This is a genomic window from Beijerinckia indica subsp. indica ATCC 9039, from assembly GCF_000019845.1.
GTDB classification, from domain to species: Bacteria; Pseudomonadota; Alphaproteobacteria; order Rhizobiales; family Beijerinckiaceae; genus Beijerinckia; species Beijerinckia indica.
On the sequence record NC_010578.1, the window covers coordinates 32,648 to 50,948 of the forward strand.

The following is an 18,301-nucleotide window of genomic DNA, read 5'->3' on the forward strand; positions in this document are numbered from 1 at the left end:
ATATATGATTGCATAAAACAATATATAAAACGACATGTGTAAATATATTAAAATAATTATTTCAGTAATTTGGCAAAAAATTGTCGCTATACTTGAGTGTCTTGTGAATAATTACAAGTTGCCGCCACTCATCTGCTTCCCATGTGCAGCATGAGGCTTAATATAACTATGCCTATGTTCTAGTCTGTGCTCATATCTTCTCCAGCATCAATCCTGTGACTGTCAGGCCAGGCCAGGCCAGGCCAGGCCGGAAGCCGAGGCCTGCGATGTGTGCCACTGGGATTCTGGGCTCTTCCATGGTTTTCTTGAAGATGTAAGGGGTCGTCGCCGAGGGTATGTTGTCGTGCTCGGCGACGACGGATTTGCTGATGGCCACTTGATCCTCGTCGAGATTCAGAACGTCTTGTCCATGCATGATGATCTTTGGCCCACCCGGATACTCCTTCTGTTCATTTGACTAAGATAAGTTGCAGGCGCCCGGCTGCTTCGGAAACGTGACAGGAAGCTCCATATGACTATGCCTGCGTCCTACGCGACGCTCATATCTTCTCCAGCACCAGTCCGGTGGCTGTCAGGCCAGGCCCGAAGCCGAGGCAAACAATGCGTGTGCCTACGGGAATCCCGGGCTCTTCCACGATCGCCTTGAAGATGTGCGGGACCGTTGCCGAGGACATGTTGCCGTTCTCGGCGAAGACGGATTTGCTGATGGCCACCTGATCATCATCAAGACCCAGGGCGTCTTGAATATGTTCAACGATCTTTGGCCCACCTGGATGAATGGCGAAAGCGAGGTGCCGCCGTTCACGCTCGAAGTCGATTCCGACCTGTTGCAGCAAGGCTTCCACGAAAGGTCGGACCCATTGCTTGATGATCACAGGCACCATCACCGAGAGCGTCATGTGAAAGCGCGTCGAACCTGGTACCCAGGTCATGTCACTGGTTGAATTGGGGAGCACATGCTCGTTGAACGCCAGGATCTTCAAGCCGTGCTGACCGCGCTTGCGCAGGGACTCCTCGGAGACCACGGAATATTTGATGAAGCCGTCTGAAAACAGCGTCATGGTGACGATGTTCTCAGCCTTGGGACTCTCGACACCGATATGAGCCGACAGCACTTCGGTGTGGACGATGTCCACGCGCTCCTTGGGCGGTGTCACGCCGAATTGCGAGGAGGACAGGAATCCATGCGCCATCTTGATGGCCGGGAAAGCCCCGTAACAGCCCATGTGATAGCTGTGCGTCACCGTCGTGTTGAACCAGTTCTTGTTGGATACCATCCGCTCGACGGGACTGGGTGCGAGATAGCCAGAACAGGTCACATGGATCAAATCATCGGGGGCTTCGGATTCATCGCCATACATTTCCTCCAAGCAATCAGTGGCGACCTTGGCGTAGCTGTCGTGGCGGGTCTTGATGTCCTTGGCGTTCAGATTGTCATAGCTATCGAAGAGCTGCATGTATTCATGCTCGGGCTCCATGAGCCTGAATTCACCATTGCTGAACTGAATGTCCTTCATACGTGGGAAGAACACCAGCTGCCGTCGTTTGATCACAGATGGTGACAAGGCGTAATTATCGAATTTCTCTCGGATTTCCTTGTGGACCTTGTCAAAACCTTCCTTCTCGGTAATGCCCTGATTCCGGCAATAGGTCTTGGCGAAGCCCCAAGCCGATATTTCCAATGTCACGGCTTGAGGGGTGGGTTCGACCAATTGAACCGGAACGAAGTCGGCCAAGACAGGCTGGTGGTAATTGAGCATATGAGACTACTCCTTGGGTGCGTTTGACCTGCGGGTCTATTGGCGCAAGGCTAGTTGGGCGATCTGCTGTAGACTTGCAGCCACGACGATCTCGGGCTTGCCGCTATTGCTGCGTCCGAGTTCCTCAAGGCAACGCTGCCTTCCTTCTGCTACTGGTATGGGATGGATGTTCTTGGTGGCATAGAGTCTGCGGAGCTCATCGCTCACCATGCCGCCATCCCAAGGCCCCCAATTGATCGCAATCGTATGGACATGGGGCCAGTCATGGCTCAGCCGGTCGGCGAGCTTGTTCACGACCTCATTGGCCGCGCTATAGTCGGATTGACCGGCATTGCCGAAACGGCCCGCGATGGAAGAGAAGAACATCAGGAACTTCAGGCCCTCGGGCCGTAGCTTATTGGCCAGGACCGTCGCGGGAACGACCTTGGTCGTGAACACGATATCGAAGGATTCCGGGGATTTGTCGCGGATCGACTTGTCGTCGATCACGCCGGCGCCATGGAGTACGCCGTCGATACGTCCCCAGCGTGCATAGACATCGTCGATGAGACGGCCGAAGGCCTCACCATCTCGGATGTCCAAGGTGTGATAGTCCACCTCTGCCCCGGCTGCCCGCATCGCCGCGAGATTGGCGCGGATCTGTCGGTCTCGGAGCATCCGCTTGAGGGCGCGATTGACCTCAGCTGGTGTGGTCTTCGGGTTCTGCGCGCGCAATTCGTGGATCAGATATTGCTGCAATTGCTGCGGCTCAACCAGGTCGCGGGTCGCCTTGGCTTCCTCCTCGGGCATCGGGCTGCGTCCCACCAGCACGAGGCGCGGGTGGAATTTCTCCGCGAGCGCCTGCGTGACATCGGCGGTAATGCCATAGGCTCCCCCGGTCACGAGCAGCACCGAGTTTGAATCCAGGTCCAAGGTTGAGAGATCCGCGGCGGTGGCGCTGCCTTTGCCGAGATCGAGCTTCCAGCGCTCCTTCGGGGTGAATCCTACCTCTACCGTCTGGTCGTCATTGCCGACTTCGCGCAGCACTTCGGTGACCAGATGATGGAGGTCGATGTCGGGATCCACATCGATACATTTCACCCGTATCCCGGGCCATTCCCGGGCCACTGACTTGGCCACTCCCAAGGTTCCCGCATGCAGGGCCGGAAAGGCACGGGTCTGCCGCAGGCCGAATTGCCCATCGAAAGCGGTCAAATTGATCAACCAACCGCCGCCGATCGGAGCACTTTCCTTGAGGTCCGTTTCGAGCACTTTCAGGAGGAGGAACAAACGACGGGCATATTCGAGATGCTGGTCGTTGGCAGCATCGGCGATTGTTCCCAGACCTGCCAGGTTGAAGAGGGCGCCGACCTTTTGTCCCTTCTCAGCAATGAGCGCGCGGAGCTTGCTTACGCCGTCCAGTGAAGAGAAATCGACTTCAATGCGATCCTCATCAAGGACATGGGTGTCGGTGCCGGAAACAATCTGCCGGACGTGATAGTGCTTGGCTGTCAGCCGATCTCGGAACGCAGTCCCCAGGATCGGCACGTCGCCGACTAACAGGATCAGCCGATCGGCCGGAAAGCCGTTCATCTCGGCCATGCCATCCCGTGGGGCCGCCACGGGGGTGACGGTATAACGCTGCACTTCGTCAGCGCTTGCCATGATCTCGATTGACTCCGCTGCCTCAGGCAAGGACACCGACGACGGAGTCTGGGATTTTTTTACGGAATCGGCCCCTTCCGGCATGGCCATGCTCTGATGCAGGCCGTCATACCAGTCGATCACCGCATTCAAGGTTTTGAGACTGGACAATTCCTCGAACACGGTCTCCTCGGCACGTCCCTCCATGAAGGGATATTGGTCCTTGAGCTTGCTGAAGATCTCGATCCGTTTGATGGAATCGATGCCGAGATCAGCTTCCATATGGGCGTCGAGGTCCAGCATGTCCTCGGAATAGCCGGTGCGCTCGGCCGCCGCGTGCAGGAGATCGGCCTTGAACTGTTCCGTTGGCGCGAATGCTTTCTCACCGGTCGCATGAGCATCGGTCGTGCTCTTGGCCTTCAGGATGACATGATCCGCCGCAGAGCCGTTCGTTCCTACCCCGGAATTCTGTGGCGCGGCCGTCTCGAGCAAGGAGACTGACGCTGCAAGGGGAGGGATTTTTATCGGATCCGCGCCCCCTCCCGGTTTTGCCAGGGTCTGACGCAGGCCGTCATACCAGTTGATCACCGCATTCAAGGTTTTGAGGCTGGACAATTCCTCGAACACGGTCTCCTCGGCACGTCCCTCCATGAAGGGATATTGGTCCTTGAGCTTGCTGAAGATCTCGATCCGTTTGATGGAATCGATGCCAAGATCAGCTTCCATATGGGCGTCGAGGTCCAGCATGTCCTCGGAATAGCCGGTGCGCTCGGATGCCGCGCGCAGAAGATCGGCCTTGAACTGTTCGGTTGGCGCGAATGCTTTCGCATCGGTCGTGTTCTTGGCCTTGGCGCTGCCGTTTCCAGACATTGCTGGAGCTCTCGCCGGCACGGCGTTCAGGGTGGGGGAAGCGAAAGCGGCTGGAGCGGGTTGCGTGGGTTTAGCTCCATGCGGACTTGGTGCGACCGCGAATTTCGGCAGCACGGGAGCCGGGGGGACTATTGTCGCGGCCGGTGCCCTGGCTGGGACAGGAGGAAGTTGCGCAGGAAGGGGTTGCACATTGGCTAGCGCCAACACCGAATTCGAAGGAGCGGTCATCTCCGGACGTTGTCCGGTGAGCCAATGTTCCTGGAACTCGAAGAAGCGCCTAAGGGTCTCTTGCTGTGTACGCTGCAAATCGATGAGCTGCGCTAAACTGCCTTGGACCTCGGTAAACCGCGATTCAGATCCTAAAGCATAGGCCGCTGGGGGGCTGGCGGCGATTCTCGATGATGGATCGTAATTGGACACAACGGGTCTCCCCTCACGCTCGACAAAGGAATTTTGGCTTGCTGGTGCGGCGGTGCTCCCGCTCGCTCGCTCGGCAGCGGCCGGATTGATCGCGGGACGGGCTAGCCCGTTTGGCAATGCGCCATCCTGCGCTGCTTGTGTATTAATGGGCTTGTGTATGCTGGGTGCCGACAAGCTGGGTGTTTTGGGCGGTGTAGGTATCTTGGTGGATGCCTGGGAAGGGGCCTGGATGGGTGTATACCAGGGAACCGCCTTGCCGCCGTTGACGCGCCAGACCATGGGGCCCGGCTGCGCCTTTGCGCGGGCTTGCGCGAGTGTCTGTTCCAGATTCGTATCCGCCAGCCCGCGCCGCTGGAACCAGGGCTCCAGATTGATCGGCAGCCCGAGGGAGAACACTTGGGCGAGCAGATGGGCGAATTGCAGCCAGCCGGGCCGATCCGGCACGTCAATGCCCAGGCTGACATGAGGTCTGTCACCCAGGATGCGGTCCACGAGCCCGCTCAACACGAGTCCCGGCCCCGCCTCGATGAAGACCCGCGCCCCCGCTTCATAGAGATGCTGGATCTCGTCCACGAAACGCAAAGGCTCGGCGATATGGCGTGCGAGCAGGGCCTGGATCTCGCCGGGATCGTCGGGATAACGATTCCCGGTGGTATTGCTGAAGAGTGAGATCTGAGGGCGTTGGAACGTGATCTTGGCGAGTTCGGCTGCGAGAGCCTCTTGCGCCTCGGCCATGGCGGCGCAATGGAAAGCCGCCGTGACCGCAATCGGTTTGATCCGCAGGGACTCCTGGATCAAGGCCTTGACCGCCGCATCGATGGCTTCGGCAGAGCCGGCGATAATGGTCTGATCGGGGGCATTGAGATTGGCCACGCTCACGGCCAATCCAAGGCGATTGATCGCCTCAACGACCCGGGCCTCATCGGCATTGACCGCCGCCATGGTCCCGGATTCCGCCTTGGAGGTCTGCGCCGCGATGCGGCCGCGCACTTCGGAGAGCCGGATCAGATCATCGCGTGAGATCACGCCTGCGGCGCAGAGCGCGACATATTCGCCGTAACTGTGACCAGCCACGAAATTCGGCCGCAGCCCGAAGGATGTGAGGAAATCAAGGGCTGTTAAATCAATTACGCCGAGGGCCGGCTGCGCCACATGGGTATCATTCAGGGCCTTTTGCTGCTGTTCCTGCTCCTCCTTGGTGAAACTGGGCAGCGGATAGATATAGCGCGACAAAGGTTGTGGCAGGGCTTCTTTGAGCAAGGCGTCGGCCCGCTCGAAGAGCGCATAGCTAGCAGGACGTGTGAGCACGAGGTCACGCAACATGTTGATCCGTTGCGATCCCTGACCCGAGAACAGCATACAGACAGCGCCACTGTCTTCGCGGTGCTCCTGTTCCCGGTAATAGATGCCCTGCGGCGCTTTGATGCTGGTCTTGTCCTTGGATTCGCGCAGGAAGAACTCTAGCTTGGTTTTGAGATCAGCGACCGAACTTGCTACAATGGCGAGCTGGCATGTGAGCGCACCGTTCTTCGGCCGAACCCTGGCCTCATCGAGATGGACCGCATAGGCGAGCTGGGCGAGGTTCAGATGCTCGGGCTGGGCGAGCCCCTGCAATAAGGTCCTGACGGCTTGTTCGACCTCGGGGCGCTTGGCGCGGCCGAAGGCGAAAATCTCGGCGGCGCGCGGGTTCAAGTCCTGGCTGTCCGAGGGTCTATATTCGCCGCGATATTCCTCCAGGACCGTATGAAAATTGGTGCCCCCGAAGCCGAAGGCGCTGACGCCGCATCGGCGTGGCTGCCCTTCGGGCATGCCGAGCCACGGCCTGGCTTCAGTATTGATATAGAATGGTGTGTTGGGGAAATCGACCCGCGATGAGGGCCGTTCCACTCCAAGGGTTGGGGGCAGTACGCGATGCTTGAGCGCCAGGCTAGCTTTGATCAGGGCGGCCAGGCCAGCGGTCACCTTGGTATGCCCGATCATGGATTTCACCGATCCAACCGCGCAATATTGATGCTGCGTGCTGGCGGTCCCAAAGGCGAGGTTCAGCGACTCGATCTCCGACCTGTCACCGAGCGCGGTGCCCGTGCCATGCGCTTCAATCAAGGTCACGCTGGCCGGATCCACGCCTGCATCCGCGTAAGCCCGCTCGATCGCGCGGACCTGGCCTTGAGGATGCGGAGCTGTCAGGCTGCGGTTGTGCCCGTCACTGGAACTGCCGATGCCCTTGATGACAGCATAGATCTTGTCACCGTCGCGTTCGGCGTCAGTGAGGCGTTTCAGCACCACCGCGGCGACACCCTCGCCAAGAGCAATCCCGTCGGCGCTATCATCGAAGGGACGGCAACGCCCCCGTGGCGAAAGCGCATGGGTTTGGGCGAAGGTCATGAACCCGAGAACATTGTTGGCGCCATCGACCGATCCGACCAGGGCGACATCGGCATCGCCGCTGCGCAACTGGCGGATGCCGGTATCGAGCGCGGCAAGGGAGGCGGCACAAGCGGCGTCCACGGTGAAATTGGTGCCGCGCAAGTCAAGGCGATTGGCCACACGCCCCGAGACCACATTGGCGAGCATGCCCGGAAAGGAATCTTCGGTCCATTTGGGCAAGTCGTGTTCACAGAGGGAATCGAGAATGCGTTTGCGGTTGTCCTCCGAGACACCTTCCACTTTCGGTAAGTAATGAGTCAAAAGGGTCCGGAAGATATAGTCCATCCCGAGATCGTTCATGCCGCTGGCGGCGAAGATCGTAGCGGTGCGTTCGCGTGGGAAAGGCCGGCGATCAAACCCGGCATCTTCCAGGGCCTTGCTCGCGATATGCAGAGCCAGAAGCTGTATGGGTTCGATGGAGCGCAGACTTGCCGGCGGAATGCCGTAGTGGGTCGGATCGAAGGCGACATCGTCGAGGAAGCCGCCCCATCTGGAATAGACTTTGTCCTTGATTCCCCGTTTAGGATCGAAAAAATCGTCTGCCCGCCAGCGAGACTCCGGCACTTCGCGGATCGCATTGACCGCGAGCATGATATTCTGCCAGTAGCTCGGCAGGTCACTCGCCCCGGGCAGCAGGGACGCCATACCCACGATGGCGATGTCCTCATGCGGTTTGGGCATGGCCGGATGTTTGTGTTCGGCTTGTCTGAGTGCGGCTTGGGCCAGTACCGCTGTTGCCTCCGCGGAGACATCATTGTGTAACTCAGCCATGCTGACTCTGGCTTTGCGCAACCGCGCCACTTCTCCCATCATATACAGACCTTCGCGGCGCTGGGTCTCTACATCAAGGCCGGTATAGCGGTCGGTGCCGTCGCTGGCCGTAGAATTGGCGTTGCGAGATACTCCTTTGGAGGCGATGCGCAGACGGCCAATGTTGAGGAGTTCCAGCTCCATGAGGATTTGGTCGTCGGATTTGGTGTCGAGCAGCAGCTCGTTTCTTTTGTCGTCGAACTCATTGCAGAAGTTCGTTTTGGCGCAGCGGGTATAGATGCCGACACCCGATTGCAGGACGGCGGTTTCCTCGCAGGCGATGGCCTGCTCCTGAAACTCCTGCACAATGGCGCCGGCGTGAACCGCTTCCTGCGTAAACAGATAGGCTGTCCCCATCAGTACGCCGATCTTCATTCTGCGCTCGCTGAGCGGTGCTGCCATGACCGACACCATGGCGGCCGACATGGCATTATGTATGCCGCCCGCGAACAAGACCTGGACGGATTCAGGATCCTTGATCTCGGCATTGAGCAAAGTGTCGATCGCTGAGCCCCACAGGGTAAAACTTGTGCGCGGGCCGGTGTGACCGCCACATTCGCTTCCCTCGAAGATGAATTTCCGTGCTCCTTCCTTGAGAAATTCCTTCAGGAGGCCCGGAGAAGGCACGTGCAGATAAGTGGAAATGTTGAGATCTTCCAATTCCCGCGCCTGGCTCGGCCTGCCGCCGGCAATAATGGCAAAGGGAGGTTTGACCTCGCGGACAGCTTCCATCTGCTCTTGCCGCAGATCGAGTGGCATGAAGCCCAATATGCCCACGCCCCAGGAACGCTGGCCCATCAGCTCCTTCGCCTTGACCAGCAGCGCGCGCGCTTGGGGGCCGCGCATCACCGCGAGGGCGAGAAAGGGCAAGCCGCCTGCTTCGGCCACGGCCTTGGCGAAGGGGGCAACATCACTCACCCGGGTCATGGGCCCTTGCACGATGGGGTAGCGGGTCCCATGCAGCTTGGCCAAGGGGGAATCGGGTGCCAGGTGATTGTTGCTTCCGGCCTGGCTCAGGGACGCATCAATGGCGTTGCGCATCGCCATGATGACACTGCCGACCGTCACATAGCGCTGGCCGAAGGCGCCAGCAAAAGCGATGTCCTGTCCGACGGGCATGAGGGGATCGATGTGATCGGAGAGCTGCCGTTGCAGGAGTTCCTGCCAGCCGGCGCCTTTCGCAACAGCCAGTTCGAGTTCGCGCAACTTGCCGCGCCCATGCCGATTGGACAGACGAAACAGATCGGCATCGCGTCCAATCGTGAGCGTTTCGCTGCCATCGAGCCGGCTCCAGAGCTCCCTTTGCCCGGGGGAGAAACAGGGGCCTTCCTGCGTCAGCCAAAGTTGTTCGGCAAGGACCACCCCAGTGGCGCCGGCTAGAACCGCCGCAGCGGCACTATGCATGCTAATTCCGCCCTGTATCCAGTAAGGAATCTTGATTGGCCCGCGCAATTCCTGCAGCAAGATGAAAGAGGACGATTTGCCGACTTGGCCCCCGGCCTCATGACCTTTTACAATCAGGCCCGCATAGCCCGCGGCCTGCGCCGCCAGAGCCGTATCCTGATCATGAACCTCCAAGAAAACCTGTTGCGCCAAGCGCTCGGCTGCCTTGAGTTGCTTCAGCACCTCATGGGTCTTAAGCCCTGCGAGTACTAGGACTGGTATCTCGCCCTGGAGGTTGTTCGCGAGCTGGTCCAAGCCGCGAGAATCTGCCCCAAATGTATCCCACCGTACTCCCCAACGCCCAACTGCACCGGTCATGCTGCGTAATTGATGGAGTGCCGCAGTGATCGCGGCGGCGTCATCCTGTAATCCCAGATCGAGAATACCAAGTTCGCCTGCCTTGCTGGCTGCAATGGCTATTTGTGGATCGATTGTATGCCAAGGTGTAATAGCAACAATGGTTTCCATTCGTGTACTCCCTGAGGACGCACGCCCACAGCGTCAGTTCAGGTGAACTGACTGCGCGATGAAGGCAGCGTCATCTTTGCCCGCTAGCGGTTTTTGGGTCTTGGGTTTTCGTATTTTGTGATTTTCGGCTTCATGATATCGAGCCGGAATTTCAGCTGATTTTGTTGATCAGCTTTGCGCTGATGTCCACGACGCACGGGGATAAACTAAAACATAACAAATAATTACGATCCAAAGGGAGCGCGTCTATGAATGTCGAATGCGCTCTATTCCACTGTGGGCGTATATGCGACTAAATGTCGCATCTCCTTATTGATACGCTAGGTTCCAGGTGAGATCAAGGGCTTTCTCAGTATCAGCAATGTATTCATCGGGTTTGGACCGCAAAAATGATGCGGAGTGCTGTGGTATAGTGCCTACCACGGGGATAATGGATACTCTCTCAGATGCGCGATGGTAGATAAAACAGCGATGTATCCAGTATTGGTAATGGCGTAGGTATAGTCATAGTAATTGTAGCGCCCAGGCTCGAAGGCGGGCCAGGGTGAAGATGACAAGTATCACAGTGCCCAATCCCCATTATCGTCATCGGTTCCCTGGACAGATGACAAATGATCCTGCGACGAGAGTTTCACCCGGATTTAGAGTGAACTCCATTATCCATGCACGCAGCGATCAATGCGGTGCCATGCTCGATGTCACTTCTGAATGATGACATCAAAATCTGCCAAAATGCAGAGGCGATTTGTGAAGTGGCCTGGCGCCCGGCCGTGTATTTTATAGTAGCTTTAAAGAGATGCAACACATTCATGGTCTTCCAGAAACGGTTGTAAACTCTGCCGATGAGCAAGATTGGATTTGCGTCGCTTGCAGTATCAAATCTGAAAGTAGATTCCCCTTTTTAGGGATTAATATAACGTATTTTCAATAAGATAATAGTATTAGATAAGACTTAACTTGAATGTCTGATGCTCTGAAGCAGAGGGACGAAGTTCTCCACGAGCGATATGAACGTCACGTCGCTGGGTCGCCGTGATGCGGCCCCTTATTGTGCTCATGATCGTGGCGCATGAATAGCGATTGGCGTCAGTTGATCTGTGAAAGCGTAGACCAAGCCGCTGATCACCGTCAGCATCGATGACAACGGTGCGTTCTTCTTCGCTCAATCGGAAATCGCGCCGGAGGAACTCGTCACTGTGCTCGGGCCAACTTTGTGTGGCCAGGTTCTCTCACGTGTTAAAACCTATGTCCTGTATACCCTTACGAACTGCGCGGCCCTTTGGGCTGCGCAGTCCTGGCTTGTCTATGCTCGACGGCCGTGCGTACTGATCGTTTCGTGTGCTTGCCGCAAGGCTCGCGCCAAGCCGTTGCGTTTTCTCGCCATCTTTCAGGATGGTTGAAGCCTATTCTGCTGCCGCATGAGTTCAAGCTCGTTGCCTGGTGGTCAAGCAGATGCATCCGTGGGTTGGGAGAAGGGCTTGCGGCCATTCCCTTGCCTTCAGCCTTTCCCGCAGGACTTTCCGAGCCTGTTTCAGTCGGGTGAAAGCCTCGAACCTGGCGTTGTTTAAGGCCGGCATCTTTGTGCTCCGGGACAATGCCGAGGGCAAGAGCTATGGCCAGCGCGGTGCCGATGGCCGCATCTTCATCGCCTATGGATTCTCTCGCTGCTGGAGCAGCGCTGCGGGGACTTTATCTCTCGACCAAGCCTGAGGATTATTTTCCGAGCGGCCCAGTGGCTATTTCGGGGCACTCCGCAAAGCCGATGTTGGAAAAAGATCATCGAGTTATTGAAAACAAACGCGCAATTTATGTTAAATTGTCATTGAATAAACTGTTTTTCTGGTTACAGGAAGCAGGATGGCTTGTGGAGCCGTTGACTTGAGAAAGAGAAGAAAATGACCGTGTCCTCAATCGACCAGGTCCGATCCGAAATTGCCTCCCTCGAAGAGCGCTTGGAGAAACTGCGTCAGGTGGAGAGCATCCTTGCCGAACTTTCTGGTGAAGGGGTAAGCCAACCGAGCCCGAGAAAGTCCCGTGTCTCAGCTCGGCAACAGATGGAGCGGCGGCCGGAAAAATTGACGCAGCCTGTGGGCCGCCGTCGTGGAGCTAAACTGCAAGGGCGTGAAGGCTCGACGCCCAACGCCATTCTCTCTCTGTTGGAGACGCAAGGTCCCCTGGCACGTGCGGAGATTGAAGAAGCGATCCGCGCCGAGCGTGAGATCGGCAAACAGACGGTTTCCGTGAGTCTTCAGCGCCTGCGCGGGAGCGGTAAGATCCAGCTCGAGGATGGCAAATGGGGTCTCGCTGCTTGAGCAGATGAAGTGAATGGCTAGAGCATTCGTCGTGGCATGCCCGACTTGGAAGCAATCACTGAACTGAATGGCAAATTGCCCTCTGCTGCCCTCCCGTCAAGTTGTGCTTGACGGGAGCCCTTGGCTAGCTTCACCCATTACAGCCATCCATTCACCCTCGCGGCACTATCTCGAGCCAGCGCTTTTTTATGGCGAGATATACAAGCTCCGGCTTCGTCATTCGGAAAGCTGCTTCTGTATGTTGCTTGATTGCTCTGTATAAACACATTGGCTCCATTGCGCGAGATCGACGATAGAAACGCGCTGGCCTCTTCGCCTTTGTTCAACTGACGTAAGGGCGAAGGTGTGGCCTCTGTACATGACAACGATAGAAATCGGCAAACGATATCTGTCCTGTATAAAGCTTAAGCTTACGCTTTTCCGGCGTCGCTTTGTGTGCGTCCGAAGACCGGACGGATAAACCGTAGAATGAACCGGAATCCGAACGGTTGTTTCTGTAATGAACTTATAAAAATTTAAAATTATCAAATAAAAACATATTATTATTGATTTTATAGTGCGCCCTAAATGTGTGGCATGTTCTCTGCGCTATCGAAAAAGTGGTCATTCGTGAACTTGAGAGAATGAACACCGCAAAGAAGTACATGTCTTAAAAGTCATAGACACATTAAGGGAGCGAAAATGACTCATTCGGCGACGATGGAAAAGGTGGAAAACGGCTCGTCAGAACGGCTTACGCTTGATGCGATTGTCATTGGTGCCGGCGTAGCAGGTCTTTATCAGCTCTATCGCTTGCGCGAACAGGGCCTGAAGGTCAAAGTGTTCGAGACCGCGTCGAATGTCGGCGGAACCTGGTATTGGAATCGCTATCCGGGGGCACGTTTCGATTCCGAAGCCTATATCTATCAGTATTTCTTCTCCGAGGACCTTTATAAGGGCTGGAGTTGGAGCGAGCGCTTTCCCGCACAGCCTGAAATCGAGCGCTGGTTGAATTACGTTGCCGACCGATGCGATCTGCGCAAGGATGTCTATTTCAACACGACGATCAAGAGTGCCCATTTCAATGAGGGCACAGAGCGATGGATCCTTGAAACTGACGCAGGTTTGACGATTGATGCGCAATTTGTGATTACTTGCTGCGGCATGCTCTCTGCGCCCCTCACATCGACCTTTGCCGGACAGGATACATTCAAAGGACAGCTCTTTCATACCGCGCGGTGGCCTAAAGAGCCGGTCGATTTCTCCGGCAAACGTGTCGGGATCATCGGTAATGGTGCGACCGGCATCCAGGTCATCCAGACCATCGCTGATAAAGTTGGCCATCTGAAGGTGTTCATGCGCACCCCGCAATATATCATTGCGATGCGGAATCCGAAATATGGCAACGAGGAAGTAGCGGCCTACAAGGACAGATTCCACGAACTGGCGAAGACCCTACCGCATACATTCAGCGGCTTCGAATATAGTTTCGAGAATGGCGCATGGGCGGATTTGCTGCCTGAGCAACGCCGGGAAATCCTTGAGACGATCTGGAATGATGGCTCGTTGAAACTATGGTTAGCGTCGTTTTCCGAGCTGTTCTACGATCAAAGCGTTTGTGATGAAATCTCGGAATTCGTCCGCGAAAAGATGCGGGAGCGGATCACCGATCCAAAGCTTCGTGATCTGCTGATTCCGAGCGATTACGGTTTTGGCACGCATCGCGTTCCGTTGGAAACCAATTATCTTGAAGCCTATCTGCAGCCCAATGTTGAAATTGTCAGCGTCAAAAACAATCCCATTGAATGCGTCACCCCGGAAGGGATCAAAACTGCCGATGGTACTGTCCACGCACTCGATATTATTATCCTGGCCACGGGCTTCGACGCAGGCTCCGGTGCACTGACGCGCATCGATATTCGTGGACGCGGAGCAAGATCTCTGAAAGAGGATTGGAGCCGCGACATCCGAACGAATATGGGGCTACAGATATACGGATACCCAAATCTCTTCACGACTGGAGCACCTCTTGCTCCCTCCGCGGCTCTCTGCAACATGACGACATGCTTGCAACAGCAAGTCGACTGGATCAGCAATTGCATTAAATATCTACATGATAATAATCTGAAGGTCATTGAAACAACCAAGGAAGCCGAGGATCAATGGGTAAAGCACCATGACGATATTGCTAACAAGACGTTAATGACCAAGACGAATTCTTGGTACATGGGCTCGAATGTCGAAGGAAAGCCGCGTCGGCTTCTCTCTTACATTGGCGGGGTTGGGGCATATCGGCAGAAATGCGATGAGGTAGCGGCGGAGGCCTATCGTGGCTTCATCATGAGCTGACGGCAGCAAGTATTCGGCCCATTGAGAAAGGCGCTTCGAGGCGGAAAGTCGCGGAGCGCTCCATAATCAATCAAAGAGGGAGGATGGCCATGCTTGCAGAATTGAAAACTTCGGCCGACGTTATCCTTGATAACGCCGTCACATCGCAGCCAAGTGTTGCTGGTGTCGTGGCGATGATCACGGATCGCCACCATACCATTTATGAGGGTGCGGCTGGTAAACGGCGTCTCGACAGGGATGCCGGCATGACGTCAGATAGCGTCTTCGCGTTATTTTCCACCACCAAGGCGATTACCGCTACAGCCGTGCTGCAACTTGTTGAGGAGGGTAGGCTCGACCTCGATGCGCCCGCCAGCCATTATAGCCCAGATATCGGCAAGCTTCAGGTCATCGAGGGCTTTGAGGAGACAGGTGCGCCGAAACTGCGCGCACCCAAACGATCGATAACCACACGCATGTTGATGCTGCACACTGGTGGATTCGGTTACGATTTCTTCAATGAGACTTATAATCGTCTTGCCAGGGAAAGGGGCCAACCGAGCGTCGTCACCGCTTCGAAAGCAGCACTTATGACTCCGCTGCTATTCGATCCTGGCGAAAGATGGGAGTATGGAACCAATATCGATTGGTGTGGCCAGATCGTTGAAGGCATCACAGGGAAGCGACTTGGGCAGGTCTTCAAGGAGCGTATCTTCGATCCGCTGGGGATGCAGAATTCGACTTTTGAACTCACCGATGCGATGCGCAGTAAGCTGGCCATCGTGCACGCGCGCAATAGCGATGGCTCGTTGACGCCGATGGACTTCGAGCTGCCGCCGCAACCGGAAGTGCATATGGGGGGACATGGTCTCTATGGCACGGTTGGCGATTACATGCGTTTCATCCGCATGTGGCTCAATGATGGTGCAGGTGAGCATGGGCGTGTACTGAAGGCCGAGACAGTCCGGATGGCCGAAAAGAACCATCTGGGGGATAAGAAAATATCGCCACTTCCTGGTGTCATCCCTGCACTTTCCAATGACGCGGAGTTCTTTCCAGGCGCACCGAAATCATGGTCCTTTAGCTTCATGGTAAACGATGAAGAGGCGCCAACAGGGCGACCAGCCGGTGCGCTAGGCTGGGCGGGACTGGCCAATCTTTTTTACTGGATAGATCGCAAGAATGGTTTTGGAGGGTTCTGGGCAACGCAGATCTTGCCCTTCGCCGATCCAGTCTCCTTCTCTGCCTATCTCGACTTCGAAAGCGCCTTCTACGCCAGCCTCAAGCAGCGCAATGTCGCATGACACAAGAGGGCTCGCTGGGATAATTGACTCAGCAAGCCTTAGAGCATGTTTGGAAGTTTTGATCCACCCCCACATAAAAAACATACTAAATCTCATGGATCATGACTTGTCATGATCCATGAGAGACGGCGGTCAAGTCTTGCTGAGTCAGACTCAGTAAGGCTTTATATTACCGCTGGAAGCGCGGAGATCATGCGCGATATTTTCAAGCTGAAAGATCTTCATCTTCACGTAAAGAGTGCTTTTGGCAATTCCCAACTCGCGGGCGACAGCTGTCATATTGCCGTGATGGGTGCGAAGCATTCGGACAATGGTTTCACGCTCCGCATTCTCGATCGGTGTCAGTGCCGATGAGGAGGTGTCCGAATTTCCTGTTGACGGTAGCTTATTTGTCAACGCTGAAAACTCGGGCGGCAGGTCGGCTTTCGTCAAAGTCTCGTTTGCCGATGTCAAGAGTATACCTTCAATCACATTCCGCAGCTCCCGGATATTGCCAGGCCAATCGTGTTGCTGCAACGCATTCATGATATCGGCTGAAATATGGCGAGAAGGGAGGCCATATTGTTTCGTAAACAAGGCCGTGAAATGTTCCGCGAGAAGCGGAATGTCTTCAGACCTTTCACGTAATGGGGGAATGGTGATGCTGATGACCGAAAGCCTGTAATAGAGATCCATACGGAAACGGCTGGCTTGCGTCTCCATACGCAGGTCGCGATTGGTCGCGGCAACAAGCCGGAAATTCACCTTCCGCGGCTGTACTTCGCCGATGCGACATATTTCCCGCTCCTCTAATACACGCAGAAAAAGGGGCTGAAGGTCGGTTGGCAATTCTCCGATCTCATCGAGAAACAAAGTGCCGCCATTTGCGGCTTCGATTTTTCCCATCATGCCGCCTCGGCGCGCCCCGGTAAAGGAGCCCTCTGCATAGCCAAACAACTCACTGGTCAGCAGATCGCGAGAAAGGCCACCGCAATTGAGCGCGATGAAAGGCCCTTTGCCGACTGCTGAAGCTTCATGCAGATCGCGCGCAAAGACTTCCTTGCCGACCCCGGTCTCGCCTAATAGAAGGACCGGCACACTGCTTTTGGCGATCTGACGCGCTCGTGCGGCCGCCAGAAGCAGAGCTGGTGCTTGTCCAACGAGTTTTGGGAAGATACGCGTCCGTTCGGGCTCGGAAGGTGGAAGAGCAATGCGTGTGCTGGCACGAGCGAGCTTAGCCGATGCTCCTTGACGGTTGGGAATTGTCAGAATGACTCCCAGACGCTTGCCGCCAGCGTTCATTGGCGTCAACCATTCCTTTTGTATCCACGGCGGCAAATGTTCTGGGAGATCGTGTCCTCGTCTCCAATCAAGTGTGAGAGAGAACAGATTATTCCTCGTCAGGGATTGTGGTGCGCCGAGATCAGCCAACATAACCGCTGCATGCGTATTGGCTTTGATCGCGCGGCCATGCCGGTCCAAGACGACTATGCCATCTGTGGAATGAGCTGTGAGACGATCCATGCAGCCCTCGAGGAGGCGATAGCGAAGATCCATTTCCATCTGCGCGATACGGCTTTCGATGCGGCCAGCCGTTGCCACGACGAGTGCGAGACTATGTCGGCTGTAAGAATGGCTGAGGCCGGATACGTCGATCACACCGAGGGTTGATCCATCGCAAGGATTTTTTATGATACTTGCAGAGCACGACCAACGCTTGATCCCAGAACAATAATGTTCGTTGGAGTGAATCTGGATTGGCCTGCCGATCTCAATCGCGGTGCCTATTGCGTTGGTACCGCATGTGAACTCGCTCCAGTTCGCACCGGGCAGAAGATGCACATTCTCCGCGGCCCCGCGCAAGGATACATCGCCTTCCTGGCTGAGGATCAGGCCTGTGGAATTCGTGAGGACCATGACGGTCGATGTTTCACCGAGAAAGTCTCGAGCCGAGGCCATGACCGGTGCGCTGGCCTCGATCAGTTCGGCGCATTCATCGCGCAAAGCATGAAGGGTATCCTGCTTGACCGGTGGCGGTGCTTGATTTCGCCGATGGTCAATGTCAGCGTCGTGGCAGCGGCGCCAAGATTGATCGATAAGATCGCGCAGGCTGCTGGTTGCCGAAACGTCCCCGTTCATGAAACGTTCCCAGGACGCCATGATATCGGGGTCTTTCTCGGGCACGGAGAAAGTCTGGTTCATGGCTGTTCTGCTCATGCGTTTCCTCCTTTACTGAATGCGACGCATGGCCCGCCGTGTGTTTCTCTTTTGGGCATGTCTGTCGCCATCAGGGCTCTGCGGCCCCTTGCTGTGTAGTATAATGCGATCAGTAGCAAAATACTCAGGCGACATTTATAGGAGTGGCTTGCTGCTGTCGTGCGAAAAATTGCTCCTCGGGGGCAGATTAGGTATCGGGCACTGTATGTCCCCAAGCTTATTAAGTTCCTTGACACCGAACGCGCCGCCCGTATCGCCGGCCCAGGCGTTAGAATAGAGGTCGTCCCCTGCGAGCAGAAGAACAAGGCCTCAAAACTATGGCGGCGATCAGGCCCGTGAAAGTGCCGCCAATCCGCGCCAT

General features: G+C 55.9%; 8 protein-coding genes and 1 pseudogene. 5 read left to right on the forward strand and 4 right to left on the reverse strand.

Translation table 11 applies throughout. The features are described from left to right. Positions 1-190: 190 nt before the first annotated feature. The 3 genes and pseudogenes from BIND_RS19770 to BIND_RS19780 form a co-directional block, all read right to left on the reverse strand. Positions 191-427: pseudogene (locus BIND_RS19770) on the reverse strand (type III polyketide synthase); the annotation flags it as partial. A gap of 112 nt (positions 428-539) precedes the next feature. Next, complete coding sequence (locus BIND_RS19775; RefSeq protein ID WP_012382815.1) at positions 540-1,760, reverse strand: 3-oxoacyl-[acyl-carrier-protein] synthase III C-terminal domain-containing protein; 1,221 nt, start codon at positions 1,758-1,760, stop codon at positions 540-542. A gap of 36 nt (positions 1,761-1,796) precedes the next feature. Continuing rightward, positions 1,797-9,821, reverse strand: coding sequence for a type I polyketide synthase (locus tag BIND_RS19780; protein WP_012382816.1), 8,025 nt, complete (start codon positions 9,819-9,821; stop codon positions 1,797-1,799). Positions 9,822-11,273: 1,452 nt separating this feature from the next. Here BIND_RS19780 and BIND_RS22415 point away from each other — a divergent pair. From BIND_RS22415 to acmB, 5 genes are all read left to right on the forward strand, one after another. Continuing rightward, positions 11,274-11,531 (forward strand): helix-turn-helix domain-containing protein, encoded by a 258-nt coding sequence (locus BIND_RS22415; protein ID WP_148210840.1) that lies wholly within the window; start codon positions 11,274-11,276, stop codon positions 11,529-11,531. Then, the gene (locus BIND_RS22120; RefSeq protein WP_012382818.1) at positions 11,434-11,703 is read left to right on the forward strand and encodes a hypothetical protein; all 270 of its coding nucleotides are present in this window, start codon (positions 11,434-11,436) and stop codon (positions 11,701-11,703) included. The genes BIND_RS22415 and BIND_RS22120 overlap by 98 nt, the downstream gene beginning before the upstream one ends. Positions 11,704-11,716: 13 nt before the next feature. Beyond that, complete coding sequence (locus tag BIND_RS19790; protein ID WP_012382819.1) at positions 11,717-12,133, forward strand: hypothetical protein; 417 nt, start codon at positions 11,717-11,719, stop codon at positions 12,131-12,133. Between the two features lie 681 nt (positions 12,134-12,814). Next, positions 12,815-14,461, forward strand: coding sequence for a flavin-containing monooxygenase (locus tag BIND_RS19795; RefSeq protein WP_012382820.1), 1,647 nt, complete (start codon positions 12,815-12,817; stop codon positions 14,459-14,461). 89 nt (positions 14,462-14,550) lie between these two features. Continuing rightward, complete coding sequence (acmB, locus tag BIND_RS19800) at positions 14,551-15,744, forward strand: methyl acetate hydrolase AcmB (protein WP_012382821.1); 1,194 nt, start codon at positions 14,551-14,553, stop codon at positions 15,742-15,744. A 153-nt stretch (positions 15,745-15,897) separates the two neighbouring features. Here acmB and BIND_RS19805 read toward each other — a convergent pair whose 3' ends face one another. Next, a complete protein-coding gene (locus BIND_RS19805; protein WP_012382822.1) occupies positions 15,898-17,940 on the reverse strand; it encodes a sigma-54-dependent Fis family transcriptional regulator in 2,043 nt (680 codons plus the stop codon). Positions 17,941-18,301: the final 361 nt, after the last annotated feature.